Raw genomic sequence first — 26,576 nt, 5'->3', positions numbered from 1 at the left:
TTACTATTTTTTTTTTATCCCGGGGGGGGGTGTGGTGGGGCGGGTACCGGGGGTTTGGGGTGTTACCCCCCACGGGGGGGGGGCCCCACCCTTATTGGGGGGCCCCCCGCCCGCATGGTGTGTGACCTGTGGCCGGCCTCGCAGGATGCCGGCGTGTCACGGGACGGGCCCGGCGCGCGTACAGCGTGCCGGGCCCGTCCGTCATCTACGTGTACCTACGTGCGAGTCAGTGACCCGCGGCCTTCTTCCGGCGCAGGAAGAACATCGCCGCGCCACCCGCCGCGAGGAGGGCCACCGCGATACCCGCGATCATCGGCGTGGCGCTGGAGCTACCGGTGACCGCGAGGTCACCGCCGCCGGTGGAGCCGCCGGTCGTGTCACCCGTGGTGGAGCCGGTGGTCTCGCCGGTCGTGCCGCCGGTGGTGTCACCCGTGGTGCCGCCGGCCGTGTCCTCGGACGGGCTGGGCTCCGGGGTGGCCGGCGGGGTCTCGCCGCCACCGCTCGTGGCCGGAGGCGGGGTGCCCTGGGTCTCGCAGTCCAGGACGCCCTGGAAGCGCTCCGAGAAGCCGTTCGGGCCGGTGACGGTGATGTCGTACGCCTCGTCCTCGCCGACCGGGACGGTCACGGTCTTGCTGTCGCCACCGGCGACGGTGTGCTCGGCACCGGCGAGCTCGAAGGTGAAGTCGCTGTCACCGGCGTTGTCGACCTTGACGTCGATGCCGCCCGCGGTGCAGTTCTTCTCCGCGGTGACCGACGGGATGGCGCCCTTCTTGGCCCAGTTCGCGGTCGCGTTCGCGACCACCGTGGACTCGGTGGAGCCGGCCAGGATCTGCGTCTGGCTCTTGCTGGCGCTCGCGAAGGCCCGGCCGACCGGAACCTGCGTGGTCGTCTCGGCCGTGAGCGAGGCGGTGCCGTCGGGGGTGCCGGCGGGCACGTCGAAGTACAGCTCGGTGCCGTTGACGGCCGAGGTGACGGGCTGGCCGTCCTTGTCGGTCACCTTGACGCCGGCCGTCAGGCCTTCGCCGCCGGGGACGATGGTGACCTGGTCGGCGTCGGTCTGCACGGTCACCGGGCCGAGCTTCTCGCCCGACTTGCCGGACACCGCGTTCGGGCCGAGGGTCAGGGAGGTCTTCGGCTCCTGGAGGTTCTGTGCCTGCGCCTCCAGCCAGTCCGCGAGCTTCTCGGCCTGCTGGTTCTTCGCCTCGACCTTCGCCCCGTCCGAGAAGCGCCAGATGGCGACCTGGGTGCCGGCGGCGGCCGTCTCGGGGGTCAGCTTTCCGGCACCGGCCTTCTGGGCGAGGGCATTCAGGTCGCCGGCCTGCGGGTAGGAGTTCCGGAGGATCCAGAGGATCTTCCCGGCATCGTTGTTGGAGCCGAGCGAGGTCTGGCCCCAGGGGGTTTCCAGGTACTTCGCCTTGTTCTGGGTCGGGTTGTGGATGTCGATGCAGTACGTCTGCAGTCGGCCGCCACCCTCGACGGTCATCTCGAACAGACCCGCGGAGACGTTCTTGGTCTTGCCGTCGCGGGTGTGGATGGTGGCGTCGCTGTACGTCTTCAGCCCGTCCAGAGTGGCCACCGCGCCACCCTGGTGGTGGATGTCATCGCCATCGGCCGAGGCGGTGCCGGCCCCGGCGAGCGAGCCCAGGACCAACACGCCGACCGTGGCGGCCGTGGTGGCTATCCGGCGGCCCGCGGCCCCGCGGCGGGTCGCGGCGGAAGCTGAGAAGGTTGTCAACACAGAAGTCCCCTCCGGTGCGACCCGTCCGTACTGAAGGCGCGTCAGATGCGCCACACGAGATACGTGGTGGGAGAGTCGCGAACACAGTCTCAAGTGCCCAGTGAGCACGTGGAGATAGTATGAAGAGAAGAAGGATGGGTAACCTTCATGGCCGCCTTTTGAGTCTTCCGAATCGGAATCGTTACCTCCGACGACCGGTCAGCTCCTCCCGACGGTCCTCCCGACGACCGCGTCCCGAGGGCACCGCTCCTACACCCAGGTGTCCAGCCACATCCGGTCCCGCCACAGGTCCTCCGGGATCGAAGTCCCGGTGTAGAGCGGCCAGAAGTAGATGAAGTTCCAGATGATCAGCAGCACCAGCACGCCCGCCGCGATCGCGCCCAGCGTGCGGCGGCGTTCGCCGGTCGGGTCGCTGCCCGTGAGGCCCAACTGCGCGCGGGCGCCCGTGCCCGCCGCCGGGCCCACGATCGCGCCCAGCAGCATCGTGACCGCCAGGCAGAGGAACGGGACGAACACCACCGCGTAGAAGAGGAAGATGGTGCGCTCCTGGTAGAAGAACCAGGGCACCCAGCCCGCCGCCACGCCGCACGCGATCGCACCGGCCCGCCAGTCGCGGCGGAAGAGCCAGCGCCACACCACGTACGCGAGCGCGAAGCACGCCGCCCACCAGAGCAGCGGGGTGCCGATGGCCAGGACCTCGGCGGCGCACTTGCCTGTAGAGGACTCCTTGCAGCCCGTCTGCTCCTCGTAGAAGTACGAGACGGGGCGGCCCAGGACCAGCCAGCTCCAGGGGTTCGACTCGTAGGTGTGGCCCGAGGTCAGGCCGACGTGGAAGTCGTACACCTGGGTCTCGTAGTGCCACAGGCTCCGCAGCCAGTCCGGGAGCCAGCTCCAGGACGAGCCCTTGCCTTCCGTGGCCGCCCAGTTGCGGTAGTAGCCCTTGTCCGTGACGATCCAGCCGGTCCAGGAGACGACGTACGTGACGATCGCCACCGGGACCGTGGAGAAGAACGCGGGGACCAGGTCGCGGCGCAGCACCGCCGTGTACGGGCGGGTCGCGCCTGCCGTGCGGCGCGCGCCCACGTCCCACAACACCGTCATCAGGCCGAACGCGGCCAGCACGTACAGGCCGTTCCACTTCGTCGCGAACGCCAGGCCCAGCATCACGCCCGCGCCCAGCCGCCACGGCCGCCACCCCAGCCGCAGGGTCTCCGCGATCCGGGCGTCCGGGCGCAGCACCCCGTCCTCGTCCACCGGCAGCGCGTCGGCCAGCCGGCGGCGGGAACGGTCCCGGTCCACCACCAGGCAGCCGAACGCCGCCAGCACGAAGAACATCACGATCAGGTCCAGCAGCGCGGTCCGGCTCATCACGAAGTGCAGCCCGTCCACCGCGAGCAGCAGCCCCGCCAGGCAGCCCAGGAACGTCGAGCGGAACAGCCGCCGGCCGATCCGGCAGAGCAGCAGCACCGAGATCGTGCCCAGCACCGCCACCATGAACCGCCAGCCGAACGGCGTGAAGCCGAAGAGCTGCTCACCGAAGCCGATGATCCACTTGCCGACCGGCGGGTGCACCACATAGCCCGGGTCGGTCGGGATCGGGACCGAGGACGGGTCCTTCAGGATCAGCTTGTCGACGTCCTTGGGCCACGAGCCCTCGTACCCCTGGTTGACCAGCGCCCACGCGTCCTTCGCGTAGTACGTCTCGTCGAATATCACGGCGTTCGGCTGGTCCAGCCGCCAGAAGCGGAGCAGGCCCGCGACCAGCGTGACCAGGAGCGGGCCGCCCCAGCCGGACCAGCGCACCAGGCGGTCGGCCACGTGCGGCGGGATCGCGAGCACCGACCACACCTGTCGGCCCGGCCGGGTGTACGGCGGGTCCAGGCGGTCGCGGAGCGGGGTCTCCGGGCGCGGGACATGGCCGAAGCGGCGCAGCCGCCGTTGCCAGGAGGTCGGCTGTTCGCCGAGCGGGTCCCCGGCGTCGTGGCCCCGCTGGGTCTCGGGTGCGGTACTCGTCACCGCGCCATCGTAGGGAACGCATCTGTGCGAAGGGCGCTGCCCGTGCTGCGAGGATGGCTGATGTGACTGGAACGACTGGAACGCTCGTGCTCGCAGGGACCCCCATCGGTGACGTGGCGGACGCCCCGCCACGCCTGGCCGCCGAACTGGAGCGGGCCGACGTCGTCGCCGCCGAGGACACCCGGCGGCTGCGCCGGCTCACCCAGGCGCTGGGCATCCACACCTCGGGGCGTGTCGTCTCCTACTTCGAGGGCAACGAGTCCGCCCGTACGCCGGAGCTGGTGGAAGCCCTGGTGGGCGGTGCCCGGGTGCTGCTCGTGACGGATGCGGGGATGCCGTCCGTGTCCGACCCGGGCTATCGGCTCGTCGCGGCCGCCGTCGAGAAGGACATCCGCGTCACCGCCGTGCCGGGGCCCTCCGCCGTACTGACCGCGCTCGCCCTCTCCGGGCTGCCCGTCGACCGGTTCTGCTTCGAGGGGTTCCTGCCGCGCAAGGCCGGTGAGCGGCTCTCCAAGCTCCGGGAGAACGCCGACGAGCGGCGCACCATGGTCTTCTTCGAAGCGCCCCACCGGCTCGACGACACCCTCGCCGCCATGGCAGAGGTCTTCGGCGCCGAGCGGCGCGCCGCCGTCTGCCGGGAGCTGACCAAGACGTACGAGGAGGTCAAGCGCGGCCCGCTCGGTGAGCTGGCCGTGTGGGCCGCCGACGGCGTCCGGGGCGAGATCACCGTCGTGGTCGAAGGGGCCACCGACTCCGGTGACGAGGGTCTGGACGCCGAGGAGCTCGTGCGGCGCGTGCGCGTGCGGGAGGAGGCGGGGGAGCGGCGCAAGGAGGCCATCGCCGCTGTCGCCGCCGCGGCCGGGCTGCCCAAGCGGGAGGTGTTCGACGCGGTGGTGGCCGCCAAGAACGCGGAGAAGGACGCGGGTGAGGCCACCAAGCCGTAGGCGTCGCGCGACAGAGTGCGCCTGCGCCGGAGCGGGTAGCCGCCGAGGAGTCGGATGGGTTCCGGCCGGGAACTCGTGATCCATCGAGCACACAAACCAACAGGAGGATGCCGTGGAAGCTGGTCCGGTGCGATGGGTGGGCGCGGCGACCGCTGCCTACGGTCTGGGTGTTCTCGTACGTCCGGCGTTGATGGCGCGCCCGTGCGGCCTGGAGGACGAGGACGGGTCCGTCCCGGCTTCGGCCGCTCTGCTCATCCGGGCCATGGGTGTCCGGGATGCGGCGATCGGCATCGTCATGCTGGTCGCGAAGGACCGTTCCGTGCGGCAGGCGGCAACCGCGTGCCGGGTCGTGGCCGACCTCGGTGACGCGGCGCTTTTCGGCACGCAACTTCCCGATCCGGCCGCGCGCCGCAAGGCCGCCGCGGTCGCGGGAGCCTGGGGAGCGTTGTGCGCGGTGGCAGGTCTGGCGGCGGACCGGGGCCGTGGCGCGTAGGTCCGTCGTGCTCCGCAGGCAACACTTCTGCCACCCACGCCCTCAGAGCCGTGACCCGATCAGGGCCGGGAGGCTCACCTGTCTCGATTCGCCATCATCCGCTGCCGTAGCAGGAGGACCGGCCGGCCGTGGACCGGGACCCGCCGCGGCCACTCCGCCACCTAGCACTGACAACGCCGTCGCGGCGAGACGGAGACCTGGCACCGCTCACGGCGTCTCCGTCAACAGCTCGTACGCCGTCGCCACGAACGTGTCCTTCCGGTGCACCCGCCGCGTCGCCGTCGCCACCACCGCCAGACCCGTCCCGGGGCGGAAGCCGAGGAACGCCTGCTGGCCCAGGGTCGCTCCGGCGTGGAAGAGGACCGGGCCGTACGGGGTCGGGTGCTGGAACCAGGTCAGCGTGTGGGTGTGCGCGTGCCGCAGGCCGCGCCGCAGCACCGGACGGGTCACCTCGGTGAGCGCGGCGGCCAGGGCGGGGTCCCGCAGCTCGGCGCCCCCCACATGCGCCTCCAGGAACGTCAGCAGGTCCAGCGGCGTCGACCGCAGCGCCCCCGCCGCCGTGAAGCCCCCCGTGTCCAGCGCCGGCAGCGGGGTTCCGTCGCGGCGGTGGCCGATCGCGTCGGTCCCCTCCGGACCCGGGCGCAGCAGCGTGGCCTCCAGGGCCAGGGGTGCCAGCACCTGTTGGTGCAGCAGCACCTCCCACGGGGTTCCGGTGGCGGCGGCGAGGGTGTGGCCGAGGACGGAGACCGCGAAGTTCGAGTAGTGCCAGCGGGTTCCGGGGCGGTGGCGCGGGCGGGCGCGGAGGAAGGCCCGGACCACCCGGTCCGCCGGGTAGTTGCCGTACGGGTCGCTCGACCAGCGCGGCACCGCCTGCGGGTAGAAGTCGGCGGGCAGGCCCGGCAGCCCCGAGGTGTGGGTGAGCAGATGGCGCAGCGTGATCCGGCGGACCGTAGGGTGCACCGGGAGGCCCGGGGCCAGCAGGTCCGCCGCCCGGTCCTCGTACCGCACCCTGCCCTGCGCCACCAGCCGGGCCAGCAGCAGACCCGCGAACGGCTTGGAGGCCGAGCCCAGTTCGTAGTGCAGCCGCTCGCGAGGGACCGGGCCCGGCGCCGAGCTGCCGCCGGTGCGGACCGTACGTACGCCGCCCCGGCTCATCGCGAGCACCACGTCCGGCGCGTCGATCCGCCCGGCCGCCTCGGCCAGGAGGTGGGCCGTCGTGGCCGAGGAGTCAACAGCCGTCACCGGGGCCGCCGTCACGTCCGTCATGCCGGAGCCGGTGCGGCGCTCAGGTCCGACAGCGCCCGGCTCATCGCCAGCGCCGAGGCGAACGCGGCCACCAGCGTCGGGTGGTAGACCAGGTCGAACACCGACTCCTCGTCGCCTTCCGGCATTCCGTCCACCACCGGCATCGCGCCGTCCGGCTGCTGCGCCTGCGCGAACCCCTGCCAGGCCGCCGCGTCCAGCGTCGGTTCCGGAAGGCAGGCGTCCACGACCAGCAGTTCGCCCAGCAGGTCCCAGCGCTTCAGGTCCAGCCAGTCGTCCAGCCAGGCCGGCAGCCAGAGTCGCAGGTATTCGGCGATGTCGGCCGGGAGGTCCGCGGGCCTCTCGCCCCAGTCCGTCAGGTGGAAGACCGTGTGCGTGATGTCGTAGCCGATGTGGCCCTCCACCGTCCACGGTTCGGCCCGCCGCGCCAGCCAGGTGTGTGCCAGCGCCGCCGTCTCCGGAACGCTCGGCTCCACGCCGAACCGCCGCTCGATCGCGCTCAGTCCCAGCCGCCGCACCGGCAGCACCTCCAGCCCCGCCCAGCTGGCCAGCCGGTGGTTGAGCCGGATCGCGGACTCCAGGTCGGGCTGCCGGTAGCCCAGCTCCCGGAACGGTACGTAGACCTCCAGGGGCACCGGCGAGAGCGGTTCGCGCCGCTGGCCCGCCAGCAGCAGGGCCCCGGAGTCCAGCAGCTCGTGCCAGGCGTGGTCCAGCAGCTTGTGCGCGAGCGCCGACTGCTGCGAACCCGCCACGCCCTCGCGGAAGATGACCTTCCCGATCAGCGCCAGCTCGCCCAGCGGCTTGAACCGGTCCAGCATGCCCGCCTCCGGCGACGGATCCGCCTCCAGCCGGAACCCTTCGCGGTGCTCGTACAGCCAGCCCAGGGCCTTCGCCCCGACGTCGTGGATCTGCTGGATGCCGGTGCTCATGCGGTGCGCCTTTCCCGGACGGACCCGGACCCGTCCGTCAGCGACCTCAAGGACAGGGCCGCCGCGAACGCCGTGACGAGGGTGGAGTGGTAGCAGTCGATGAAGGGGTACGGGTCCGGCGCGTCCTCGTGCACCGGTGCGCCGGTCTCCGGGACGCAGCCCGCCCGGTGCTGGACGTCCGCCAGCACCGGCCACACCGCGTCCAGCAGTTCCCCGGCCGCCGGTCCCGGCAGCGAGGCGGCGACCGCCAGCAGCTCGCCGGTCAGGTCCCACTGGCCGCTCTCCACGCAGCCGTCGGCCCACGCGGGCAGCCAGGTCCGCAGGTACGCGTCCGTCTTCTCCGGCACCCGGTCGGGCATCCGGCCCCAGTCGGTGAGGTGGAAGACGGTGTGGGTCAGCGCGTAGCCGGACGGACCCTCGAACGTCCACGGCTCCGAGAGGCCGCCCAGCCAGGTCCGGGACAGGACCGCACCCGCGTCGGTGTGGGTCACCACCCCCACCCGCCGCTCCGAGTTGATCAGCCCGAGCTGCCGGTTGGCGTGCTGCTCGGTATGGGCCCAGGCGCGGGTCGCGGTGAGCGGCCGGGCCAGCGCCTCGAACCCCTCGTGGCGCAGCCCGTACCCGGCGAAGGCGGCGTAGATCTCGTACGGGTAGGCCGCGAAGGGCTCCGTACGCAGCAGGTCGAGCAGCAGGTCACCCTCGTCGAGCTGCTCCCAGGCGTACGTGACGAGGTCGCCGGCCACCTCGTGTTCCGGGGTGCCGGGGGTGGTGGCGGCGCGGACCGTGGAGCAGAGCTGGGCCAGTTCGCCGAGGGGTTTGAGCGTGGCGTTGACCTGGGTGCGGGCGTCCAGGACGTCGTCGGGGAGCGCGAACTCGGCCCGGTGCGCGTCGGTCCAGCCGAGGGCCCCGCGCAGGACGTGCGGGAGGACGGCGAGCGCGGCACCGGGGGCGGTCCGGCCCGGGTGCGCCCCGGCGTGCTGGGGCGTCGCGGTCGCCGTCATCGCGCCCTCGCCTCGGCCATCAGCCGGGCCGCCCGGACGTGCAGCGTGACGCGGGGGTCGTGGCCGCCCATCAGCTCGACGAACTCCAGGCCGCGCTCCAGGCCGAGGGTGGCCGGTTCGCCGCCGATCGCCGCCAGCCAGCGCCCCGCGCCCGCCGCCTGGAGCCAGTCGCGCCGCCGCACCGCACGGACGAAGCCGCGTGCCAGGTCGACGGCGCGTGCCGCCGCCGCCCGCTGCACGGCCGAAGGCGCGGCCGGTACGGCGAGGGGTGCGAGGACCGAGAGCTGGTGGGTGAAGGACTGCCACGGCGCCTGCTCCAGCCAGGCGGCGTCGGGCTCCTCGTACGTCCCGGTCGTGCCGGTCGTGCCCGGGGGCTGCGCCATGCGCTGGAGCGTGGAGATCATGTGCCAGTGGCTCCAGGCCGTCGCGGCCGGAGCGTCGGGCTTGGGCGGGAATTCCCGTACCGCCCGGTCGAGCACGGCGACGTCTCCCGGATGCGGATGACGTCCGTACAGCACACTCGGCAGCAGCAGATCGGCGCCGATGACCCGCACGGCCGCGATTCCGGTCCGGTTCTCCTCGTCGATTCCCGCAGCGCCGCATACCGTGGCGAGGTGGTCCCCGCTCCGAAGAGCGAGGACCACCTCTGTTGCCAGGTCATGCACGGCACCCGCGAGCGGGGACGGAGCATGTGTCTGGTCCATGTTCCGACGTTCAGCCCTTCTTCGGGCGCGGGGTCGGAGGCGAAAGCAGCAGGGCGCCGCCGCCGGCGAGAAGCGCGAGGTAGGCGCACTCGCGGGTGTCGCGGTAGACGCCGTCGATCTCGCCCGGGTTGAGCGCCGCGTCGAGGTCGAGGTCGATGTCGGTGGCAGTGGTGTCCGTGGTGTACATGGGTGCTCCCCATCCTGTGGGAAATCGGGTTGATGTACGTACCGAGTCACGCTTGACGTACGTTTCGAGTGAAAGGGAGGAATGCGGGCGCCGCAAATCGGGGCCGGACATCCGCGGTAATAGGGAATTCAATTGAATGATGAATTCATGCGGCGAATGGGTGAGGAAAGGCCGGGAATTCAGGGAATTGCGGGGGTGCGCGGGGGGTGGTGCGCGGGCGCATTCGGCTCCGGTAGCGAGCGCGTACGGGGGCGTGCGGTAGTTCGCCGGTCATCGGCGGTCCTGTCTCCGGTCCGAGTTCTTCCGTGTGCCGGTCACGGGCCGCCCTGTCGTGGGCCATGCGTCGGCAAAGGGCGGCAAAAGGAGGCCAAGAACGCATCAACAACAGCTCTGAGCTGGTGCGTTTGTCCCCGCGCGGGTGTCCACTGGAAGGGACGGGCCACCTGTTCGAAACCCTCGGGCGGGTCGGCCGTCCCCGGAGTGCCTGACCGGCGGACAAGAGGAGCGGGTATGAGCGAGATCGCAGCGAACACCGTCCACGAGGAGTACGCCTTCGCCTGCATGAGGTGCGGGTACGGCTGGGAGCAGGCCTACGAGATAGAGCACCACGTGGACGCCCACGGCCACGAGTTCGTCGTCTACACGGCCGACGGTGAGCGCGTGCCGTCCCCGCTCTCCACACCCACCTGCACCAACTGCGGCGGACACGTGGTGCGCATCATGCGGGCCGGGCGGGTGGCCGGTGCGCAGCAGTTCCTGCACACGTCGAAGAGCGCCAAGCGCGACCCGGAGAAGGTCCCGGCGGCCCGCACCGCCGACCGCCACTGGCGGCTGTCGGACCTGCTGCACCCGTTCCACCGCAGGTGACACGCGCATGAGAGCCGGGCCCGGCGCCACCGGCGTGCGCCTCCCCGCGTGAGGGCCCGGCCCTCGTACGCCGGTGCACCGGGCCCTCGTAGAGTCGTCCGCATGAGCCGTACCGAAGCCCCGCCGCTGCCCGAGCCCCTCCGGGTCCCGGTCGCCGACTCCCACACCCACCTGGACATGCAGGACACCACCGTCGAGGAGGCCCTCGCCCGGGCCGCCGCGGTGAACGTCACGACGGTGGTCCAGGTGGGCTGCGACGTGGCCGGCTCCCGGTGGGCCGCCGAGACCGCCGCCGCCCACCCGGCCGTCCACGCCTCGGTGGCCCTGCACCCCAACGAGGCCCCGCGCATCGTCCACGGCGATCCGGAGGGCACCGCGCGGCAGGGGGCCCGGGAGCCCGGCGGCAAGGCGGCGCTGGACGACGCGCTGGCGGAGATCGACGCGCTGGCCGCCCTGGACCAGGTGCGCGGGGTCGGCGAGACGGGCCTGGACTTCTTCCGTACGGGCCCCGAGGGCATCGCCGCCCAGGAGGAGTCGTTCCGGGCCCACATCGAGATCGCGAAGCGGCACGGCAAGGCCCTGGTCATCCACGACCGGGACGCGCACGCCGACGTCCTGCGGGTCCTGGCCGACGCGGGCGCGCCCGAACGGACCGTGTTCCACTGCTACTCCGGCGACGCCGAGATGGCCGCGATCTGCGCGCGGGCCGGGTACTTCATGTCCTTCGCCGGCAACATGACCTTCAAGAACGCCCAGCCGCTGCGCGACGCGCTCGCCGTCGCCCCGACCGAGCTGGTCCTGGTCGAGACGGACGCGCCCTTCCTCACGCCGGCCCCGTACCGCGGACGGCCCAACGCCCCGTACCTCATCCCGGTCACGCTCCGTGCGATGGCCGAGGTGAAGGGGCTGGACGAGGACACGCTGGCCGCCGCGATCTACGACAACACGGCACGCGCGTTCGACTTCTGAGCCGGCCGCTCCCGAGCCCGGACGCTTCTGAGCCCGGTCGCGCACGCTGTGTAGTGGTGCCGCTTTGGAGAGTCACCGCTGCTCCGCTATCGTCCCCGCGCACGACGGGGCGGCAGCAGGCGGATCTCTTCAGGAGCGGCGTGAACGGCGTGAACACTTCGCAGGACAGGCGTCTCGGCGCGTTCCACGAGCAGCTGACGTCGGCGGACGGAGTGTGGACGGTGGACCCCGCCGCCCACGCCCCGACCGTCGTGGACACTCCGTTCACCGAACCACCGCCCCCGCCCGCCGTGCCCCGGCACGGCCCCACCCGCGCCGAAACCCGGCGGGCCGCCAAGCGCCGCCGCCCCCTCGTCGCCGACCCGGAGAACCTGAAGCTGAGACGGCTCGTGCCCCGGGCCCTCGTCGTGGCCTTCCTGGCGGGCGGCACCACCGCGTTCGTCGCCCACGACAAAGCGGTCCGGCTGGACGTCGACGGCACGCCCCGCACCCTGCACACCTTCGCCGACGACGTCACCGAGCTCCTGGCGGACGAGGGCGTCCCCGTCGGCGCCCACGACCGCGTCTCCCCGGCTCCCGGCACCGAACTCGACCACGGCGACCAGGTCACCGTCCGCTACGGCCGCCCGGTCGACCTCACGCTCGACGGCCACCACCGCCGCATCTGGACGACCGCCGACACCGTGGCCGGGGCCCTGCGCGAGTTCGGGATCCGCGCCGAAGGCGCGTACCTCTCCGCCTCCCGGTCCGCCCCGATCGCCCGCACCGGCCTGATCCTCTCCGTCCGCACCGAACGCACCGTGACCTTCATGGCCGACGGCCAGGAACGCACCCTGCGCACCAACGCCGCCACCGTCCACGAGGCCCTCGCCCAGGCGGGCATCACGCTCGAAGGCCTGGACGCCACCTCCGTGGACCCCGCGAGCTTCCCGCGCGAGGGCCAGACGGTCTCCGTGCTGCGGATCACCGACACCCGCGAGGTGCACGAGGAGAGCGTCCCGTACGCGGTGGAGCGGAGCGAGGATCCCGAGCTGTTCCGGGGGATCGAGCGGGTGGAGCGGGCCGGGCGCAACGGCGTGCGCCGGGTCACGTACGCCGTCCGGACCGTCAACGGCGTACGGCAGACGCCCCGCAGGACCGGAGAGGAGCTGGTCCACCGGCCGGTCAGCCGCGTCGTCCGCACCGGCACCCGGCAGCGGCCCGCGGCCGTCACCGGGGCGGACGGGCTGAACTGGTCCGCGCTCGCCGCCTGCGAGTCCGGCGGGCGGGCGGGAGCGGTGGACCCGAGCGGTACGTACGGCGGGCTGTACCAGTTCGACACCCAGACCTGGCAGTCGCTCGGCGGCAGCGGTCGACCCCAGCACGCGCCCGCCGCCGAGCAGACGTACCGGGCGAAGAAGCTCTACGTGCAGCGGGGGGCGAGTCCGTGGCCGCACTGCGGCCGTAGGCTTACCGGGTGAGCAGCACAGAGCCCGACGCCCTCCTGGGCCCCGCAGACATCCGCGACCTGGCAGCGAAACTGGGCGTACGCCCGACCAAACAGCGCGGTCAGAACTTCGTCATCGACGCCAACACGGTCCGCCGCATCGTGCGCACCGCCGAGGTCCGCCCGGACGACACCGTCGTCGAGGTCGGCCCCGGGCTCGGCTCGCTGACCCTGGCGCTGCTGGAGGCGGCGGACCGGGTGGTCGCGGTGGAGATCGACGACGTGCTCGCGGCCGCGCTGCCCGCCACGGTCCAGGCCCGGATGCCGGAGCGCGCCGACCGGTTCGCCCTCGTCCACTCCGACGCGATGCTGGTCACCGAGCTGCCGGGCCCCGCGCCCACCGCGCTCGTCGCGAACCTCCCGTACAACGTGGCGGTGCCCGTCCTGCTCACCATGCTGGAGCGGTTCCCGAGCATCGAGCGGACCCTCGTCATGGTCCAGGCCGAGGTGGCCGACCGGCTGGCCGCCCGGCCGGGCAACAAGGTCTACGGCGTGCCGTCGGTGAAGGCCAACTGGTACGCGGAGGTCAAGCGCGCCGGCTCCATCGGCCGTACGGTCTTCTGGCCCGCCCCGAACGTCGACTCCGGCCTCGTCTCGCTCGTCCGGCGCACGGAGCCCATCGCCACCACCGCGTCCCGCGCCGAGGTCTTCGCGGTCGTCGACGCGGCCTTCGCCCAGCGCCGCAAGACGCTGCGGGCGGCCCTGGCCGGCTGGGCCGGCTCCGCGCCCGCCGCCGAGGCCGCGCTGACCGCCGCCGGGATCTCGCCGCAGGCGCGCGGGGAGGCGCTCACGGTGGAGGAGTTCGCGGCGATCGCGGAGCACAAGGTGGAGGAGTCCGTATGAGCGCCGCTGTCACCGTCCGCGTCCCCGCCAAGGTCAACGTCCAGCTCGCCGTGGGCGCCGCCCGCCCCGACGGCTTCCACGACCTGGCCAACGTCTTCCTCGCCGTCGGCCTGTACGACGAGGTCACCGCGACCCCCGCCGGCGAGCTGCGCATCACCTGCTCAGGACCGGACGCCGCCCAGGTCCCGTTGGACGCCACCAACCTCGCCGCCCGCGCCGCCGTCGCGCTGGCCGAGCGGTACGGCGTCGAACCCGCCGTCCACCTCCACATCGCCAAGGACATCCCGGTCGCGGGCGGCATGGCGGGCGGCAGTGCCGACGGGGCCGCCGCCCTGGTCGCGTGCGACGCCCTGTGGGGGACGGGCGCGAGCCGGGACGAGCTGCTGGCCATCTGCGCCGAGCTGGGCAGCGACGTGCCGTTCAGCCTGGTCGGCGGGGCCGCGCTCGGCACCGGACGCGGCGAGAAGCTGACGCCGATCGAGGTCGGCGGAGCGTTCCACTGGGTCTTCGCGGTGGCGGACGGCGGGCTGTCGACGCCTGCGGTGTACGGGGAGTTCGACCGGCTCACGGCCGAGGCGGACGTCCCCGAGCCGAGCGCCTCGCCCGCGCTGCTGGCCGCCCTGCGCGCCGGCGACTCCGGCGCACTCGCGGCGGCCCTGAGCAACGACCTCCAGCCCGCCGCGCTCTCCCTGCGCCCCTCGCTCGCGGCCACGCTGGCGGCGGGCACGGAGGCGGGGGCGCTGGCCGCGCTGGTCTCCGGGTCCGGGCCGACGACGGCGTTCCTGGTCGCGGACGAGCCGGCGGCCCGCAAGGTGGCCGACGCGCTGCTGGCGTCCGGGACCTGCCGCAACGCGCGGGTGGCGCCGGCTCCCGCGCGGGGCGCGCACGTGGTGACGGCGTGAGCCTTCGGGGGAACGGCAGGGTCAGCGGCCCGTCGTACCGTCGATCAGCTCGCGCAGGATGTCCGCGTGACCGGCGTGCCGGCCGGTCTCCTCGATCATGTGGGTGAGCGCCCACCGGACGCTGGGGGCGGGCTTCCCCGGCCCCGAACCCGACTCCGGCCGGGGGACCGGCGCGGCCAGGTCGGTGCACCCGTCCAGGACGGCGTTCGCGCTCTCGACCGCCGTACGGTAGCGGGCGACGACCTCGGCCACGCTGTCCGTCGGCGCGGCCGAGAACGTGGCCTGCCAGTCGGTGACCTGGTCCCCGAGGAAGATCGCGCGCTCCACGTACGTCAGGTGGTTGAGCAGGCCGAGCAGGTTCGTGCCCGATCGCACGGCCGCCGTCCGGACCTCCGGTTCCGGTGCGCCTTCGACCTTCGCGGCGACCGACGTGCGCAGGTAGTCGAGGAACCCGCGCAGGGTCTCGGCCTCGCTGGTTCCGGTGCGGGGCGGCGGGGTGTCACGGCGGCGGTCACGGGTGGCCATGGCGGGTCTCCAGGGTGCGGGCGGGTCAAGCGGTGCGGCGGACGACGATCAGGACGTGGTCGGTGACCTCTGCGGTGGTGCCGTCCGGGCCGGTCGCGATGCGGCGGGGCGCGTCGGCGCGCTCGACCGTCCAGGCGGCCGGGTCGAGACCGAGGCCGTCGGCGACCTCCCGCGGGCTCGGGAAGTAGGCATCGGGGTCCTGGTTCCACGACCAGGGCGCGGTCGAGCCGTGGTCGACGACCAGCAGTCGGCCGCCCGGCCGCAGCGCGTGCGCGGCCCGGCGCAGGACGGCCGCGCGGTCCAGCTCGTACGGGGTGTGCAGGTAGTGGGCGGTGACCAGGTCGAACCCGCCCTCGGGGCCGTCCGGGCTCTCCGGGAAGGTCGCGCCCAGGTCGTGCCGCTCGGCGGTGACCCGTTCGCCCAGGCCGAGCGAGCGGGCCAGGGTGGTGAGGCGCTCGACCGCCACGGCCGAGACGTCGACGGCGGTGACGCGCCACCCGCGGCGCGCGAGCCACAGCGTGTCGCCGCCCTCGCCGCAGCCCAGCTCCAGCGCGTCGCCGGGCGGCAGGTCGAAGAGCGTCTCGGTGAGCCGGACGTTCGGCCGGGGGTCGGTGGCGACGGGCCGGGCGGCGTAGATGCCGTCCCAGGAGGTGCGGGCGTCGGCGGTGGTCAACGGGGGCTCCTTCGGCCGGGACGCGCGCGTCGGGGCGCGCTGTCGGTTGCCCGTCCAGTGTGGTCACCGGCTGCCGCGATCCGCACGAGAAGTTGCCGTACCGGCAAACCGCTCAGCGTGCGGAGGAGGGGTCGTTCTCCTCGTACAGGTAGCCGTTGAAGCTCGTCGTGCAGTCGCTGAAGTCCTGCGCGAGCCTGACGGTGACCGTGGTGGTGGCCGGGAGCGGGTCGCCGGGCCGTGGACCGGTGTCGCAGATGTACCAGGCGTCGTGGTCCCGGGGGAGGGTGACGTCCTTGTGCTGGGCGGCGGCGGTCAGGCGCGCGGGGGAGAGGTCCTGACGGGCGAACTCCGCCCGTGCCTGCTCGTAGGTCTTGCTGTGCAGGGCGGGCATGACCGGATCGGGTGTGGGCGCGGGAGCGGGTGCAGTCGAAGCGCCGGCTGTGGGTGCGGGCGCAGTCGAAGCGGTGGGCGTGGGTGTGGGCGTGGGTGTCTCGGCGGTGGTGGGCGCGGTGACCGGAGGGTTGTCGTCGGGCTGCGTACCGCCCGAGCATCCGGCGAGGGCGAGCACGCCGACGAGGGCTGACAGGGCGAGACGACGGGGATTCCGCACCATGGTGGTACTCCGATCCGGGGAACGGGGAACGGGGAACGGGGAAGCGGTGAACGACATCCGCACGCAACGGTGTTGGCCGATCTCCGGCCTGCCCTGCCCTGTCTCCTACCCCGTACCGAGAAGGCCAACTTGGCGCACTGCGGCACCATCCGGCGTACTCAGGAGCAGAATTGAGTACCCGTACCCTCCCGCCGCACCCCCGCCCGCCGGGAACGTATGCGCATGGGATCACCAGTTCGTGTACTCGCCGAGGCCACCCCCGTCACCCGGGACCGCTACGTCGACCTCCTCCGGGTCGCCTCGCTCGCCGCGGTCGTGCTCGGGCACTGGATGATGGCGGCCGTCACCCCGGACGGGGTCGGCAACCTGCTCGCCGTAGTGCCGGAGCTCCAGCCGCTGACCTGGCTGCTCCAGGTGATGCCGGTGTTCTTCTTCGTCGGCGGATTCGCGCACGCCCTCTCGTACCGCTCCCTGCTCCGCAAGCGCCCCGAGGGCTCCACGGACTCCGTCTACGCGGCCTTTCTGCGGGCCCGGCTCCAGCGGCTGCTGCGCCCCACCATGGTCTTCGTGCTGGTCTGGGGCGCGGCCGCCCTCCTCATCCAGCTGCTCGGCGGAGGCGGCGGGCTGACCGGTGTCACGCTGCGGCTGGTGACCCAGCCGCTCTGGTTCATCGGGATCTACCTGGCGATGGTGGCGTTCACCCCGCCGCTGCTGAGGCTGCACGAGCGGTACGGCTGGGGCGCGTTCGCCGGTCTCGCGGGTGCGGCGGCGGCCGTGGACGTGCTGCGGTTCGCGGCCGGGGTCCCGTACGTGGAGTTCCTCAACTTCGTCTTCGTCTGGCTCGCGGTGCACCAGCTCGGCTTCCTGCGCGCCGACGGCCGCCTCGGCGTCGGCCCGGGCCTCCACTCCCTCCGCCGGCCCGCGCTGCTCGCCGGGGCCGGGCTGGTCACCGCCGTGGCCCTGGTGGCGTTCGGGCCCTATCCGCTCTCCATGGTCGGGATGCCCGGCGAGAAGGTCAGCAACATGGCCCCGCCGACCCTCGCCCTGCTCTGCCACGGCCTCTGGCTGGTCGGCGCGGTCGAGCTGCTCCGCGCCCCCGCCGCCCGGCTGCTGGCCCGCCCGCGCGCCTGGCGGACGGTGGTGGCCGCCAACGGGGTGGCGATGACCGCGTTCCTCTGGCACCTCACGGCGATGCTCGGCGTGTACGGGGCGATGCTCGCCCTGGACGTCCCGCTCCCCGAACCCGCCACCGCCGCCTGGTGGGCCCGGACCCCGCTGCGCCTGGTGGCCGCCGCCGCGCTCACCGCCGTACTCGTCGCGGCCTTCCGCACCTTCGAACGCCCGGCCCCCACCGCAGGAGTTCAGGGCCACGGCCCCCTCGCCGCCCTCGGCGCGACGCTTACCCTGCTCGGCGTCCTCGGCCTCTCCATGGTCGGCTTCGCCGGCCTGCTGGAGGGCCGCACGGCCCTGCTGATCGCCATCCCGGTCACCGCCCCGGCGGCCGTCGCGATGACCCTGTGCGGCTGGCTGCTGGTGGAGCGGGCGGGGCGCGGGGGCGGTGACCGGGGTCAGCGGCCGTAGTGGTAGCGGCAGGCGGCGACGCGGACCTCGTCGTCGACCACCTTGTAGATGAGCCGGTGCTCGTCGGTGATGCGGCGCGACCAATACCCCTGGAAGCCGTGCTTCAGGGGCTCTGGCTTGCCCATCCCCTCGTTTCCGTTCCGGGCGATGTCCTGGAGTAGTGTGTTGATCCTCTTGAGGATCTTGCGATCCTGGTTCTGCCACCAGACGTAGTCGTCCCACGACGACTGATCCCACACGAACTTCACTCCGCGAGCTCCTGCACCGTGCCGCCGCCGTTCTCCAAACGGTCGATCGAAGCCAGCAGCCGACGGGCGTTCTCCGGACTCCTGAGCTGGTACGCCGTCTCCTTGAGGGACTCGTACTCATCCAGCGCCACTATCACCACGGGCTCGTGGCCGGCGCGCGTGACCACGACCTCCTCGCGGTCGTCCACGACTGCGCTCAGGGTCTCCGCGTATCTCGCCCGGGACTCCGTGTAGGTCATCGTCCGCATGCCGTGCTCCTCTGTACGTCATTCTGTACGTACAGAAAACTGTACGCCTGGCTCGGTCCAGCGGCAAGGACGTGCCCCCTAATTCAGGCGCGGCGCCGCGCAGCCGTGGCGGCCCCGAACAACGAGGCGTGGACGCGGAAGCGGGTCACCGGCCGGGGGTAGCCGGGCGGCCCGGCCGGGCAGGCGGCGGTGACCTGGGTGGTGGCCGTCCGGTACGCGGTGGCCCAGCCGGGTTCCTTCGCGTTCCGCGCGGCGAGGATGTCCTCGGCCCGTACGCCGGACAGCGGAGTCTCCAGCACCGGCACCGCCGCGAGTTCCAGGCGCCCGCGCTCGCCCCGGTCCACCGAGCACCGCAGCAGGGTGCGCGGCCCGCGCCCGGACTACCCGGTCAGGTCCAGGTCGGCGTACAGCTCCCAGGTCTCGTCCCCGGGCAGCAGACCACGCACCGAATCCCGCGACAGGACACCCCCGCACGCCGTGTCCAGGACACCGGCGTTATGGGCGTCGCGCCGCTCGGACCGTACGAGGACGAAGGCGGCCACCAGCGACGCGGCGAGCACCACCAGGGCCGCTTTCGGCAGTACCCGGTGACCGATGAACCGTTCCCATGCCGCTGCCACCACTACGCCCCTGGCCCATGACCAGAGGCGCACGCTACCGCCCCCTCCGGCCGGGGCGGAGAGCCCGCGCCACCGGCCCCCCTCCGCCGCGCCGTACCCTTGGAAGGTCGATCAACCCCCCGGACAGGAGTGAAATGGCCGTCAATCTGGTCAATGTCGAGCAGGTCAGCAAGGTGTACGGCACCCGTGCCCTGCTCGACGGTGTATCCCTCGGGGTCTCCGAGGGCGACCGGATCGGTGTCGTGGGCCGCAACGGCGACGGCAAGACCACCCTCATCCGGATGCTCGCCAAGCTGGAGGAGGCGGACACCGGCCGCGTCACCCACAACGGCGGGCTGCGGCTCGGCGTGCTCACGCAGCACGACTCCCTGGACCCGGCGAAGACCATCCGCCAGGAGGTCATCGGCGACCTCGCCGACCACGAGTGGGCGGGCAGCGCCAAGATCCGGGACGTGCTCACCGGGCTCTTCGGCGGCCTCGCGCTCCCCGGCTTCGAGCACGGGCTCGACACCGTCATCGCCCCGCTCTCCGGCGGTGAGCGCCGCCGTATCGCGCTGGCGAAGCTCCTCATCGACGAGCAGGACCTGATCGTCCTCGACGAGCCCACCAACCACCTCGACGTCGAAGGCATCTCCTGGCTCGCCGGCCACCTGCGGACCCGGCGCTCGGCGCTCGTCTGCGTCACCCACGACCGGTGGTTCCTGGACCAGGTCTGCACCCGCATGTGGGACGTCCAGCGCGGCACGGTCCACGAGTACGAGGGCGGCTACAGCGACTACGTCTTCGCCCGCGCCGAGCGCGAGCGGATCGCCGCCACCGAGGAGTCCAAGCGGCAGAACCTCATGCGCAAGGAGCTGGCCTGGCTGCGCCGCGGCGCCCCGGCCCGTACCTCCAAGCCGCGCTACCGCATCGAGGCCGCCAACGAGCTCATCGCCGACGTGCCGCCGCCGCGCGACACCAGCGAGCTGATGAAGTTCGCCAACGCCCGCCTCGGCAAGACCGTCTTCGACCTGGAGGACGTGACCGTCCAGGCCGGACCCAAGACCCTCCTCACCCACCTCACCTGGCAGCTCGGCCCCGGCGACCGCGTCGGCCTGGTCGGCGTCAACGGCGCGGGCAAGACCTCGCTGCTGCGCGCGCTGGCCGAGGCCGCCCGCACGCACGGCGACGAGCAGCCCGCCGCCGGGAAGGTCGTCGTCGGCAAGACCGTCAAGCTCGCCTACCTCTCCCAGGAGGTCTCCGAGCTGAACCCGAACCTCCGGGTCCTGGAGGCCGTCCAGCAGGTCCGCGACCGGGTCGACCTCGGCAAGGGCCGCGAGATGACCGCCGGCCAGCTCTGCGAGCAGTTCGGCTTCACCAAGGAGAAGCAGTGGACGCCCGTCGGCGACCTCTCCGGCGGTGAGCGCCGCCGCCTGCAGATCCTGCGGCTGCTGATGGACGAGCCCAACGTCCTCTTCCTCGACGAGCCCACCAACGACCTGGACATCGAGACCCTCACCCAGCTGGAGGACCTCCTCGACGGCTGGCCCGGATCGATGATCGTGATCTCCCACGACCGGTTCTTCATCGAGCGGACCACGGACAAGGTCATGGCCCTGCTCGGCGACCGTGCCCTGCGGATGCTGCCGCGCGGCATCGACGAGTACCTGGAGCGCAGGCAGCGCATGGAGGAGGCCGCCACCCCCTCCGCCGCCCCCGCGCCCCGCCCGTCCGGAGCCCCCGCCGCCCCCGCCGTCTCCGCGCAGGAGGCCCGCGCCGCGAAGAAGGAGCTGCAGAAGGTCGAGCGCCAGCTCGACAAGCTCTCGACCCGGGAGACCGCGCTGCACAAGCAGATCGCGGAGAACGCCACCGACTTCGAGAAGGTCGCCGGGCTCGACGCCGAACTCCGCGAACTCGTCACCGAGCGCGACGAGCTGGAGATGCGCTGGCTGGAACTGGCCGAGGACGCCTGAGCGGCGCTCTCCGGCCCGTCCTGCGCCACCCGGAATCGGCGACCGGTGTGGAGGCCTCCTTCGCCCCGCCCGCATCGCCTGCTCCGGCGGACGCGCGGTGCTCACGCAGCCGTACATCAGCGGGGGCGACGACCAGCAGGAGAAGGACATCGTGTCGATGCTCGCCTTCGGTGACTGACCGTCACCTTCCGGCGGTCGTAACGAGGGCATCACAACGTGGTTCTCCCTTGGGAACAGGGGGTGGCCCGATCCGGTGTCCGATGGCTGGTGGGTGGTACAAAGAACCCCCGCCCGACTGTCGTGACACCGCGGAAGCCATGCCCGATTCGCTCCTTTCCGGGGGTAATTGAACCCATCGGAATCGCGGGGGAGACCGGATCGGGCACCGGACCGCACGAAGGGGGACGTGCTGATGAGCCAGCCGCCCAGCCAGCAACCGCCGCAGGGGGGCTTCGGGGCTCCGCAGGAGCCGCCGCAGGGGACTCCTCAGCCGCCGCAGGACCAGCCGCAGCAGCCGCAGGACCAGCCGCCGTCGCCGGCCGGGCAGCCCGAGCAGCCCCCGCAGGCACCGGCGACCCCGCCGCCCGGCGACCAGGCGTACGGCTATCCGCAGACGCCCCCGGCCCAGCAGCCCGGTTACGGCTACCCGCAGGCTCCGGGCCAGGCTCCGGGCCAGGCCCCGAACCAGGCCCCCGGCCCGTACGGCCAGCAGCCTCCCGGCCAGGCGCCCGGCCCCTACGGTCAGCAGCCCTCCGGCCCGTACGGTCAGCAGCCCGGCCCCTACGGCCAGCCGGCCACCGGCGGCTACGGCCAGCCCGCTCCCGGCCCCTACGGTCAGCCCACGCAGCCCGGTTACGGCTACCCGCAGCAGCAGTACCCCGGCGCACCGGCCCCGGGCGGGCCCACCGGGAGCGGCGGATCCGGCGGTCCCTTCGCCGGGAAGACCGGCATCCTCGCAGCGGCCGCCGTCGCCGTCGTCCTCCTCGTCGGCGCGGGCGCCTGGTACGTGGTGAGCGACAGCGGCGACGACCCCAAGAAGCCGGTCGCGGGCCCCAGCAACGGCACCGACGACCCCAAGGCGCCCGAGACGCCCAGCGCGTCCCCCTCGGTCGACGAGGGCGACGGCACCGGCGGTGGCCGGGAGGGGAACGACGACCTCAACGCCGGGCGCAAGCCGGGTGAGGCCAAGGTCGCCTGGCTCCAGACGAACGACGTCGACCTCCCGCGCAACGGTGGTGAGATACGTGGCCCCTGGTTCGTCGGCGACACGATGATCACGGCCCTGTACCGCGGGGTCTCCGGCTACTCGGTCGCCGACGGCAAGAAGAAGTGGACCGTGGAACTCCCCGCGGACGTCTGCGCCACGCCCAACACGGCCTCGCCCGACGGCAAGCTCGTCATCGCCGTCAAGAACGGCACCACGGACCGGTCCACCTGCTCCGTGATGCAGATGATCGACCTCACCAACGGCAAGGCCGGCTGGAAGTCCGAGGTCAAGAAGGCCGGCGCCTTCGACCTGATCTCCGACATCTCCCTCGCGATCAGCGGGAACACGGTCACCGCCGGGCGGACCAGCTACTCCAGCGCGTACCGCGTGAGCGACGGCAAGGAGCTGTTCGGCACCCCGACGGACAACTGCCGGACCTTCTCCTTCGCCGGCGGCCCGAAGCTGATCGCCGCCGCCAACTGCCGTAACGACGACGTCGACAACCCGCAGCACCAGCTGCAGGAGGTGGACCCGACCACCGGAAAGGCCAGGTGGACCTACCGGCCGCCGCGCGGCTGGGAGATCAAGAAGGTCTACTCGGTGAGCCCGCTCATCGTCTCGCTCGACAACAAGAAGAAGAAGCAGTGGTCGATCGCCGCGTTCACCGACAACGGCAAGCTCCGCTCGCAGATGAGCCCGGCCAAGGGTGACAAGGTCGTCGCCAACTGCGGTGGCACGTTCGCCATCTTCGGCCAGAACCTCGAAGGCTGCTCCGGTGTCGTCGCCGACGCCGACACCTTCTACATGGCCACCGAGGCCGACTCCACCGGCTCCGCGCGGACGAACAAGGTCGTCGCCTTCGACCTGAACACGGGCAAGCCCAAGTGGACCGCGCCCGCACCGGCCGAGCGCACCATGACCCCGGTCCGGATGGACGGCGGCAAGCTGGTGCTCTACATGGAGCCGCGGTACGACAAGGCCGGCGCCATGCTCACGCTTCCGCCGACCGGTGGCTCCACCAGCGTCCTGCTCCAGCACCCGGAGGGGACGAACCGGATCGAGAACAACCTCTTCGGCGGGCTGTCCGTCCGGTACGAGGACGGCCGCTCCTACCTCCTCCCCAAGCGGCTCAGCGGCCGTGACGACGGGGAGATGGAGCAGGCGACGGCGCTGGTGTTCTCCAAGTGACCGCCGCCCCGACGGCATCCGAAACCCCCGCACATCTCCAGTCTTCCGAGGTACGAACGCGATGACCCAGCCGCCGCCGCAGCCACCCAACGAGCCCCCGAACCAGCCGCCCGGCCAGTCCTCGGGTCAGCCCGCCGACCAGCCCCCGGCAGGCCCGCCCGCCCAGCCTCCCGCCACCCCGCCCGCCGGCGGCTTCGGCGCTCCGCAGGACCCGCCGCCCGGCGGATTCGGTGAGCCGACCCCGCCGCCCGCGGCCCCCTTCGCCAAGCAGCCCCCGCCCGGCGGTCAGCCGACCCCGCCCGCCGGCGGCTACGGCTCCCCGCCCACACCTCCCGGCGGCTACGGCACCCCGCAGCCCGGTTACTCCACCCCGCCGGCCCCGCAGCCCAACGGCTACGGCTACCCGCAGGGACCGCAGCCCGGCTACGGCTACCCGCAGGGCGCACCCGGTCAGCCCGGTCAGCCCGGCTACCCGGGCGGCCAGGCCGGTATGCCGCAGCAGGGCTACGGCTACCCCACCCAGCCGATGTACGGCGCTCCGCAGCCCGGCCCGGCCGGCAACGGCGGCGGCAAGAAGTTCTCCACCCAGCTGCAGATCATCGTCGCCGCGGCCGTCGCCGTGGTGCTGATCATCGGCGCGGCCGTCGTCTACTCCGCCACCAAGGACGACGGCGACCAGGGCGGCCAGGCCGCCACGTCCGGCTCCACCGGCGGCGGCGAGGGCAAGGGCGGCGAGGGCAAGGGCGGCGAGGGCGACGGCCTGGCCGGCGGCGACGAGAAGGCACCCGGCAACACCGCCTCCAAGGTCGCCTTCCAGCTCCCGCAGCCCGAGGTCACCGACGTCACCACGGTCAAGGGCTCCTGGCTCACCGACAAGGCGTACGTGAAGTCCGGCGTCAACGAGATCGTCGCCTACGACCGCGACAAGGGCACCAAGCTCTGGTCCGTACCGGTCCCCGGCGAGGTCTGCGGCGCCTCGCGCCACATGACCGAGGACTACAGGACGGCGATCCTCTTCAAGGAGGGCAAGCCGACCAAGGAGAAGAAGTACCCCGCGTGCAACCAGGTCGGCGCCGTCGACCTGGCCGCCGGCAAGCTGCTCTGGAGCAAGTCCGTCACCTCCGCCACCGGCGGCGACCGGCCGGTCCAGTTCGACGAGGTCACGCTCAGCGGGACCACCGTCGCGGCGGGCGGCACCTCGGGCGGCGCGGCCTTCAAGCTGGAGAACGGCGCCGAGCTCTGGAGGCCGAAGGTCTCCGCCGACCGCTGCTACGACACCGGGTACGCCGGTGGCGAGGCCCTCGCCGTGGTGCGCAAGTGCGGTTCGTACGACAGCCCGCAGCTCACGATCCAATCGCTGAACCCGGCGACCGGCGCACCGCTCTCCTCGTTCGAGATGCCCGCGGGCGTCGACTTCGCGTCCATCGTCTCCACCAAGCCGCTGGTGGTCGCGGCCAACGTCGGCGACACCGCGGGCGACGGCAGCGGCATCTCCGACTTCTTCTCGGTCGACGCCGCCACCGGCAAGCTGATCGTGCGGATCTCCGCCGACGCCGAGAAGTACGCGGCGCGCTGCGGCTCCACCGACGTGGAGAGCTGCCGGGCGGCGGTCGTCGGCAACAACCGGCTCTACCTGCCGACCGAGGACCACGACGGTACGAGCGAGTACGGCGACACCAACGAGGTCGTCGCCTTCGACCTCACCACCGGCAAGCTGCTCGGCGGCCGGGCGGACGCGGGCGACCGCTACAGCCTGGTCCCGCTCCGGATGGACGGCACCAACGTCATCGCGTATAAGCGGCCTCCGTACGACAAGGGCGGCCAGATCGTCTCCATCGACGGCGAGACCTTCAAGCAGACGCTGCTGATGGAGAACCCGGGCGACGAGTCGGTACGGGACGCGGAGACCCGGTTCACCATCGACCACTCCGAGATCCTGTACGCCGAGGGCCGCTTCTTCCTCTCGAAGCAGCTGATCAGCGAGCGCCGTGACAGCCAGGCGGACGAGAAGCTCCTCCTCGCGGTGGGCTTCCGCACCGACTGACATCCCAACCCCTCGACCAGCCCTGCCAGTTGATCACCGACTGGCAGGGCTGGTCGTTTTCCGTACCGTGCGCGACACCCAAGTGGCCCTCAACGGAGCAGAATTCGGCATTCCTGGGGGCTTCTCCCCCGTAAGGGGCACATGGCGTCGAACAAGCGTGTACGTTGCCGGGTCAGGAGCGCGGGTGTCCGGTATCCATCGCGCAGACGGGCACTTGGAGTGGGGGCCTTTCGGGCGGATCAGGCCGGGCTCGCTCGCCCCGGCACGCACAAACGAAAGGCCCTTACCCGATGAGCGTGCGGCTCATGGTGGTCGATGACCACCGCCTGCTGGCCGAGGCACTCGCCTCGGCGCTGAAACTGCGCGGGCACCGGGTGCTCGCGGCAGCCGCCCCGACGTCCGGGGCGGCGGAGCTGGTGGTCGGCAGGGCGCCGGAGGTCTGCCTCTTCGGTACGGCCTCGCCCGCCGCGCCGGGGGTCTTCGACCCGATCACGCGCATCGTCCAGGAGCGCCCGCAGGTGGCGGTGGTGGTCCTCGGGCCGGTGCCGAGCCCGCGCGGGATCGCCGCGGCCTTCGCGGCCGGGGCAGCGGGGTACGTCCGGCACGACGAACGCATCGAGGGCGTCGAGCGGGCGATGCTGAAGGCGCGGGCGGGGGAGAGCGCCGTCGCCCCGCAGCTCCTTCAGGGCGCCTTCGCCGAGCTGCTCGACCCGGCGGCCCAGCCGGACGACGAGGGCCGCCGGCTGCTCCGGATGCTGACCCCGCGCGAGGTGGAGGTCCTGGTCCGGGTCGCCGAGGGCGAGGACACCCGGCTGATCGCGGCCGGGATGCGGATCGCGCCGAGCACCGCCCGTACGCACGTCCAGCGGGTCCTGATGAAGCTCGGCGTCGGCTCCCGGCTGGAGGCGGCCGCCCTCGCGGCCCGTACCGGACTGCTGGACCGGGCGGTGGCGGACGGCGGGACGCGGCAGGGGCCGTACGTTCCCGGACAGCGTGGGTGACGTACGGCCCCCGAGGGCGTCAGGGCAGGCGACAGGTCAGTCCGCGTCGGTCTCCTGGACCGGGCCGGCCGGCGCCTCCGCCGGGCGGAGCTTCATCCAGACCAGGAAGAACAGGCCGAGCGCCAGCATCGCGAGGCCGGTCCACAGATTGATGTGGACGCCCTCGGCCTTCTTCAGGTCGGCGTCGGACGGGCTGATCCCGGCGATGGTGACGATCACCCCGTAGACCACGAACAGGCCGCCGATGATGCGCCGGATGTCGAAGAGACGGGCGGCGGTCGCGGACTTGCGCTCCAGTTCGGAGACTTCCTTGTGCAGGTCGGACATGGTGAGT

Annotated in this window: 27 protein-coding genes; 12 read left to right on the top strand and 15 right to left on the bottom strand. The window is 72.6% G+C overall.

Annotated elements, in window-relative coordinates; all coding sequences use genetic code 11:
- Positions 1 to 226: 226 nt before the first annotated feature.
- Complete coding sequence (locus tag ACIRR8_RS25440) at positions 227 to 1,735, bottom strand: Cys-Gln thioester bond-forming surface protein (RefSeq protein ID WP_404068987.1); 1,509 nt, start codon at positions 1,733 to 1,735, stop codon at positions 227 to 229.
- Positions 1,736 to 1,987: 252 nt separating this feature from the next.
- The gene (locus ACIRR8_RS25435; protein ID WP_404068984.1) at positions 1,988 to 3,754 is read right to left on the bottom strand and encodes a dolichyl-phosphate-mannose--protein mannosyltransferase; all 1,767 of its coding nucleotides are present in this window, start codon (positions 3,752 to 3,754) and stop codon (positions 1,988 to 1,990) included.
- Positions 3,755 to 3,807: 53 nt separating this feature from the next.
- Here ACIRR8_RS25435 and rsmI point away from each other — a divergent pair, with 53 nt between their 5' ends.
- Together rsmI and ACIRR8_RS25425 are read left to right on the top strand one after the other, a co-directional pair.
- Entirely contained in the window at positions 3,808 to 4,698 is an 891-nt protein-coding gene (gene rsmI / locus ACIRR8_RS25430) for a 16S rRNA (cytidine(1402)-2'-O)-methyltransferase (RefSeq protein ID WP_404068982.1), read from the top strand.
- A gap of 112 nt (positions 4,699 to 4,810) precedes the next feature.
- On the top strand, positions 4,811 to 5,191 hold the full coding sequence (locus ACIRR8_RS25425; RefSeq protein ID WP_356746442.1) for a DUF4267 domain-containing protein: 381 nt from the start codon (positions 4,811 to 4,813) through the stop codon (positions 5,189 to 5,191).
- 207 nt (positions 5,192 to 5,398) lie between these two features.
- Here ACIRR8_RS25425 and ACIRR8_RS25420 read toward each other — a convergent pair whose 3' ends face one another.
- Genes ACIRR8_RS25420 through ACIRR8_RS25400 form a run of 5 tightly spaced genes read right to left on the bottom strand, consistent with a single transcriptional unit; the run spans position 5,399 to position 9,275 of the window.
- Positions 5,399 to 6,457, bottom strand: coding sequence for a serine hydrolase domain-containing protein (locus tag ACIRR8_RS25420; protein WP_404068979.1), 1,059 nt, complete (start codon positions 6,455 to 6,457; stop codon positions 5,399 to 5,401).
- Entirely contained in the window at positions 6,454 to 7,383 is a 930-nt protein-coding gene (locus tag ACIRR8_RS25415; RefSeq protein ID WP_404068977.1) for a DUF6895 family protein, read from the bottom strand. The genes ACIRR8_RS25420 and ACIRR8_RS25415 overlap by 4 nt, the downstream gene beginning before the upstream one ends.
- Complete coding sequence (locus ACIRR8_RS25410; RefSeq protein ID WP_404068974.1) at positions 7,380 to 8,384, bottom strand: DUF6895 family protein; 1,005 nt, start codon at positions 8,382 to 8,384, stop codon at positions 7,380 to 7,382. Before ACIRR8_RS25410 ends, ACIRR8_RS25415 begins: the two co-directional genes overlap by 4 nt.
- Positions 8,381 to 9,088: a hypothetical protein gene (locus tag ACIRR8_RS25405; protein WP_404068972.1), complete on the bottom strand. Its 708-nt coding sequence runs from the start codon at positions 9,086 to 9,088 to the stop codon at positions 8,381 to 8,383. Before ACIRR8_RS25405 ends, ACIRR8_RS25410 begins: the two co-directional genes overlap by 4 nt.
- A gap of 10 nt (positions 9,089 to 9,098) precedes the next feature.
- Positions 9,099 to 9,275 (bottom strand): hypothetical protein, encoded by a 177-nt coding sequence (locus tag ACIRR8_RS25400; protein ID WP_404068970.1) that lies wholly within the window; start codon positions 9,273 to 9,275, stop codon positions 9,099 to 9,101.
- Positions 9,276 to 9,785: 510 nt separating this feature from the next.
- Here ACIRR8_RS25400 and ACIRR8_RS25395 point away from each other — a divergent pair.
- The 5 genes from ACIRR8_RS25395 (at position 9,786) to ACIRR8_RS25375 (ending at position 14,342) form a co-directional block, all read left to right on the top strand.
- A complete protein-coding gene (locus ACIRR8_RS25395) occupies positions 9,786 to 10,142 on the top strand; it encodes a hypothetical protein (protein ID WP_404068967.1) in 357 nt (118 codons plus the stop codon).
- Between the two features lie 102 nt (positions 10,143 to 10,244).
- On the top strand, positions 10,245 to 11,111 hold the full coding sequence (locus ACIRR8_RS25390; protein WP_404068964.1) for a TatD family hydrolase: 867 nt from the start codon (positions 10,245 to 10,247) through the stop codon (positions 11,109 to 11,111).
- 140 nt (positions 11,112 to 11,251) lie between these two features.
- The gene (locus ACIRR8_RS25385; protein WP_404068961.1) at positions 11,252 to 12,571 is read left to right on the top strand and encodes a ubiquitin-like domain-containing protein; all 1,320 of its coding nucleotides are present in this window, start codon (positions 11,252 to 11,254) and stop codon (positions 12,569 to 12,571) included.
- A complete protein-coding gene (gene rsmA / locus ACIRR8_RS25380; RefSeq protein WP_404068959.1) occupies positions 12,568 to 13,440 on the top strand; it encodes a 16S rRNA (adenine(1518)-N(6)/adenine(1519)-N(6))-dimethyltransferase RsmA in 873 nt (290 codons plus the stop codon). The genes ACIRR8_RS25385 and rsmA overlap by 4 nt, the downstream gene beginning before the upstream one ends.
- On the top strand, positions 13,437 to 14,342 hold the full coding sequence (locus ACIRR8_RS25375; RefSeq protein ID WP_404068957.1) for a 4-(cytidine 5'-diphospho)-2-C-methyl-D-erythritol kinase: 906 nt from the start codon (positions 13,437 to 13,439) through the stop codon (positions 14,340 to 14,342). The genes rsmA and ACIRR8_RS25375 overlap by 4 nt, the downstream gene beginning before the upstream one ends.
- A 21-nt stretch (positions 14,343 to 14,363) precedes the next feature.
- On the opposite strand, the gene ACIRR8_RS25370 is transcribed toward ACIRR8_RS25375, so the two are convergent.
- The 3 genes from ACIRR8_RS25370 to ACIRR8_RS25360 all read right to left on the bottom strand — a co-directional run bounded on the left by ACIRR8_RS25370 (position 14,364) and on the right by ACIRR8_RS25360 (position 16,153).
- Entirely contained in the window at positions 14,364 to 14,867 is a 504-nt protein-coding gene (locus tag ACIRR8_RS25370) for a DinB family protein (protein ID WP_404068955.1), read from the bottom strand.
- A gap of 25 nt (positions 14,868 to 14,892) precedes the next feature.
- Positions 14,893 to 15,540, bottom strand: a complete 648-nt coding sequence (locus ACIRR8_RS25365; RefSeq protein ID WP_404068952.1) for a class I SAM-dependent methyltransferase — start codon at positions 15,538 to 15,540, stop codon at positions 14,893 to 14,895.
- A 112-nt stretch (positions 15,541 to 15,652) separates the two neighbouring features.
- Positions 15,653 to 16,153, bottom strand: coding sequence for a hypothetical protein (locus tag ACIRR8_RS25360; RefSeq protein WP_404068949.1), 501 nt, complete (start codon positions 16,151 to 16,153; stop codon positions 15,653 to 15,655).
- Positions 16,154 to 16,375: 222 nt separating this feature from the next.
- Here ACIRR8_RS25360 and ACIRR8_RS25355 point away from each other — a divergent pair, with 222 nt between their 5' ends.
- Positions 16,376 to 17,734 carry an acyltransferase gene (locus ACIRR8_RS25355; RefSeq protein WP_404068946.1) on the top strand — a complete coding sequence of 453 codons (1,359 nt, stop codon included), beginning with the start codon at positions 16,376 to 16,378 and terminating at the stop codon, positions 17,732 to 17,734.
- Here ACIRR8_RS25355 and ACIRR8_RS25350 read toward each other — a convergent pair.
- From ACIRR8_RS25350 to ACIRR8_RS25335, 4 genes are all read right to left on the bottom strand, one after another.
- A complete protein-coding gene (locus ACIRR8_RS25350) occupies positions 17,722 to 17,982 on the bottom strand; it encodes a Txe/YoeB family addiction module toxin (protein WP_015609077.1) in 261 nt (86 codons plus the stop codon). The two genes, ACIRR8_RS25355 and ACIRR8_RS25350, sit on opposite strands and share 13 nt — an antisense overlap.
- Entirely contained in the window at positions 17,979 to 18,230 is a 252-nt protein-coding gene (locus ACIRR8_RS25345) for a type II toxin-antitoxin system prevent-host-death family antitoxin (protein ID WP_326705401.1), read from the bottom strand. Before ACIRR8_RS25345 ends, ACIRR8_RS25350 begins: the two co-directional genes overlap by 4 nt.
- Positions 18,231 to 18,313: 83 nt before the next feature.
- A complete protein-coding gene (locus tag ACIRR8_RS25340; protein WP_404068942.1) occupies positions 18,314 to 18,574 on the bottom strand; it encodes a hypothetical protein in 261 nt (86 codons plus the stop codon).
- Positions 18,575 to 18,610: 36 nt separating this feature from the next.
- The gene (locus ACIRR8_RS25335; RefSeq protein WP_404068940.1) at positions 18,611 to 18,850 is read right to left on the bottom strand and encodes a hypothetical protein; all 240 of its coding nucleotides are present in this window, start codon (positions 18,848 to 18,850) and stop codon (positions 18,611 to 18,613) included.
- A gap of 134 nt (positions 18,851 to 18,984) precedes the next feature.
- Between ACIRR8_RS25335 and ACIRR8_RS25330 the strand changes: the two genes are divergently transcribed.
- The 4 genes from ACIRR8_RS25330 to ACIRR8_RS25315 all read left to right on the top strand — a co-directional run bounded on the left by ACIRR8_RS25330 (position 18,985) and on the right by ACIRR8_RS25315 (position 26,242).
- Complete coding sequence (locus tag ACIRR8_RS25330) at positions 18,985 to 20,802, top strand: ABC-F family ATP-binding cassette domain-containing protein (protein WP_404068937.1); 1,818 nt, start codon at positions 18,985 to 18,987, stop codon at positions 20,800 to 20,802.
- A 412-nt stretch (positions 20,803 to 21,214) separates the two neighbouring features.
- Positions 21,215 to 23,197 carry a PQQ-binding-like beta-propeller repeat protein gene (locus ACIRR8_RS25325; protein ID WP_404068933.1) on the top strand — a complete coding sequence of 661 codons (1,983 nt, stop codon included), beginning with the start codon at positions 21,215 to 21,217 and terminating at the stop codon, positions 23,195 to 23,197.
- Between the two features lie 61 nt (positions 23,198 to 23,258).
- The gene (locus ACIRR8_RS25320) at positions 23,259 to 25,241 is read left to right on the top strand and encodes a PQQ-binding-like beta-propeller repeat protein (RefSeq protein ID WP_404068931.1); all 1,983 of its coding nucleotides are present in this window, start codon (positions 23,259 to 23,261) and stop codon (positions 25,239 to 25,241) included.
- 290 nt (positions 25,242 to 25,531) lie between these two features.
- A complete protein-coding gene (locus ACIRR8_RS25315) occupies positions 25,532 to 26,242 on the top strand; it encodes a LuxR C-terminal-related transcriptional regulator (protein WP_404068928.1) in 711 nt (236 codons plus the stop codon).
- Between the two features lie 36 nt (positions 26,243 to 26,278).
- On the opposite strand, the gene ACIRR8_RS25310 is transcribed toward ACIRR8_RS25315, so the two are convergent.
- Positions 26,279 to 26,569, bottom strand: a complete 291-nt coding sequence (locus tag ACIRR8_RS25310; protein WP_404068926.1) for a hypothetical protein — start codon at positions 26,567 to 26,569, stop codon at positions 26,279 to 26,281.
- Positions 26,570 to 26,576 lie beyond the last annotated feature (7 nt).

The organism is Streptomyces sp. NPDC101178 (assembly GCF_044767965.1).
Classification (GTDB): domain Bacteria; phylum Actinomycetota; class Actinomycetes; order Streptomycetales; family Streptomycetaceae; genus Streptomyces.
Note: the sequence above shows the minus strand (reverse complement) of the source record. Positions and strands in the feature narration are given on the sequence as shown.

Coding starts and splice junctions, on each gene's coding strand:
- rsmI (WP_404068982.1), top strand. CDS start 3,808: ATGGCTGATGTGACTGGAACGACTGGAACGCTCGTGCTCGCAGGGACC.
- ACIRR8_RS25420 (WP_404068979.1), bottom strand. CDS start 6,457: ATGACGGACGTGACGGCGGCCCCGGTGACGGCTGTTGACTCCTCGGCC.
- ACIRR8_RS25415 (WP_404068977.1), bottom strand. CDS start 7,383: ATGAGCACCGGCATCCAGCAGATCCACGACGTCGGGGCGAAGGCCCTG.
- ACIRR8_RS25410 (WP_404068974.1), bottom strand. CDS start 8,384: ATGACGGCGACCGCGACGCCCCAGCACGCCGGGGCGCACCCGGGCCGG.
- ACIRR8_RS25405 (WP_404068972.1), bottom strand. CDS start 9,088: ATGGACCAGACACATGCTCCGTCCCCGCTCGCGGGTGCCGTGCATGAC.
- ACIRR8_RS25400 (WP_404068970.1), bottom strand. CDS start 9,275: ATGTACACCACGGACACCACTGCCACCGACATCGACCTCGACCTCGAC.
- ACIRR8_RS25395 (WP_404068967.1), top strand. CDS start 9,786: ATGAGCGAGATCGCAGCGAACACCGTCCACGAGGAGTACGCCTTCGCC.
- ACIRR8_RS25390 (WP_404068964.1), top strand. CDS start 10,245: ATGAGCCGTACCGAAGCCCCGCCGCTGCCCGAGCCCCTCCGGGTCCCG.
- ACIRR8_RS25375 (WP_404068957.1), top strand. CDS start 13,437: ATGAGCGCCGCTGTCACCGTCCGCGTCCCCGCCAAGGTCAACGTCCAG.
- ACIRR8_RS25370 (WP_404068955.1), bottom strand. CDS start 14,867: ATGGCCACCCGTGACCGCCGCCGTGACACCCCGCCGCCCCGCACCGGA.
- ACIRR8_RS25360 (WP_404068949.1), bottom strand. CDS start 16,153: ATGGTGCGGAATCCCCGTCGTCTCGCCCTGTCAGCCCTCGTCGGCGTG.
- ACIRR8_RS25355 (WP_404068946.1), top strand. CDS start 16,376: ATGGGATCACCAGTTCGTGTACTCGCCGAGGCCACCCCCGTCACCCGG.
- ACIRR8_RS25345 (WP_326705401.1), bottom strand. CDS start 18,230: ATGCGGACGATGACCTACACGGAGTCCCGGGCGAGATACGCGGAGACC.
- ACIRR8_RS25330 (WP_404068937.1), top strand. CDS start 18,985: ATGGCCGTCAATCTGGTCAATGTCGAGCAGGTCAGCAAGGTGTACGGC.
- ACIRR8_RS25325 (WP_404068933.1), top strand. CDS start 21,215: ATGAGCCAGCCGCCCAGCCAGCAACCGCCGCAGGGGGGCTTCGGGGCT.
- ACIRR8_RS25320 (WP_404068931.1), top strand. CDS start 23,259: ATGACCCAGCCGCCGCCGCAGCCACCCAACGAGCCCCCGAACCAGCCG.
- ACIRR8_RS25315 (WP_404068928.1), top strand. CDS start 25,532: ATGAGCGTGCGGCTCATGGTGGTCGATGACCACCGCCTGCTGGCCGAG.
- ACIRR8_RS25310 (WP_404068926.1), bottom strand. CDS start 26,569: ATGTCCGACCTGCACAAGGAAGTCTCCGAACTGGAGCGCAAGTCCGCG.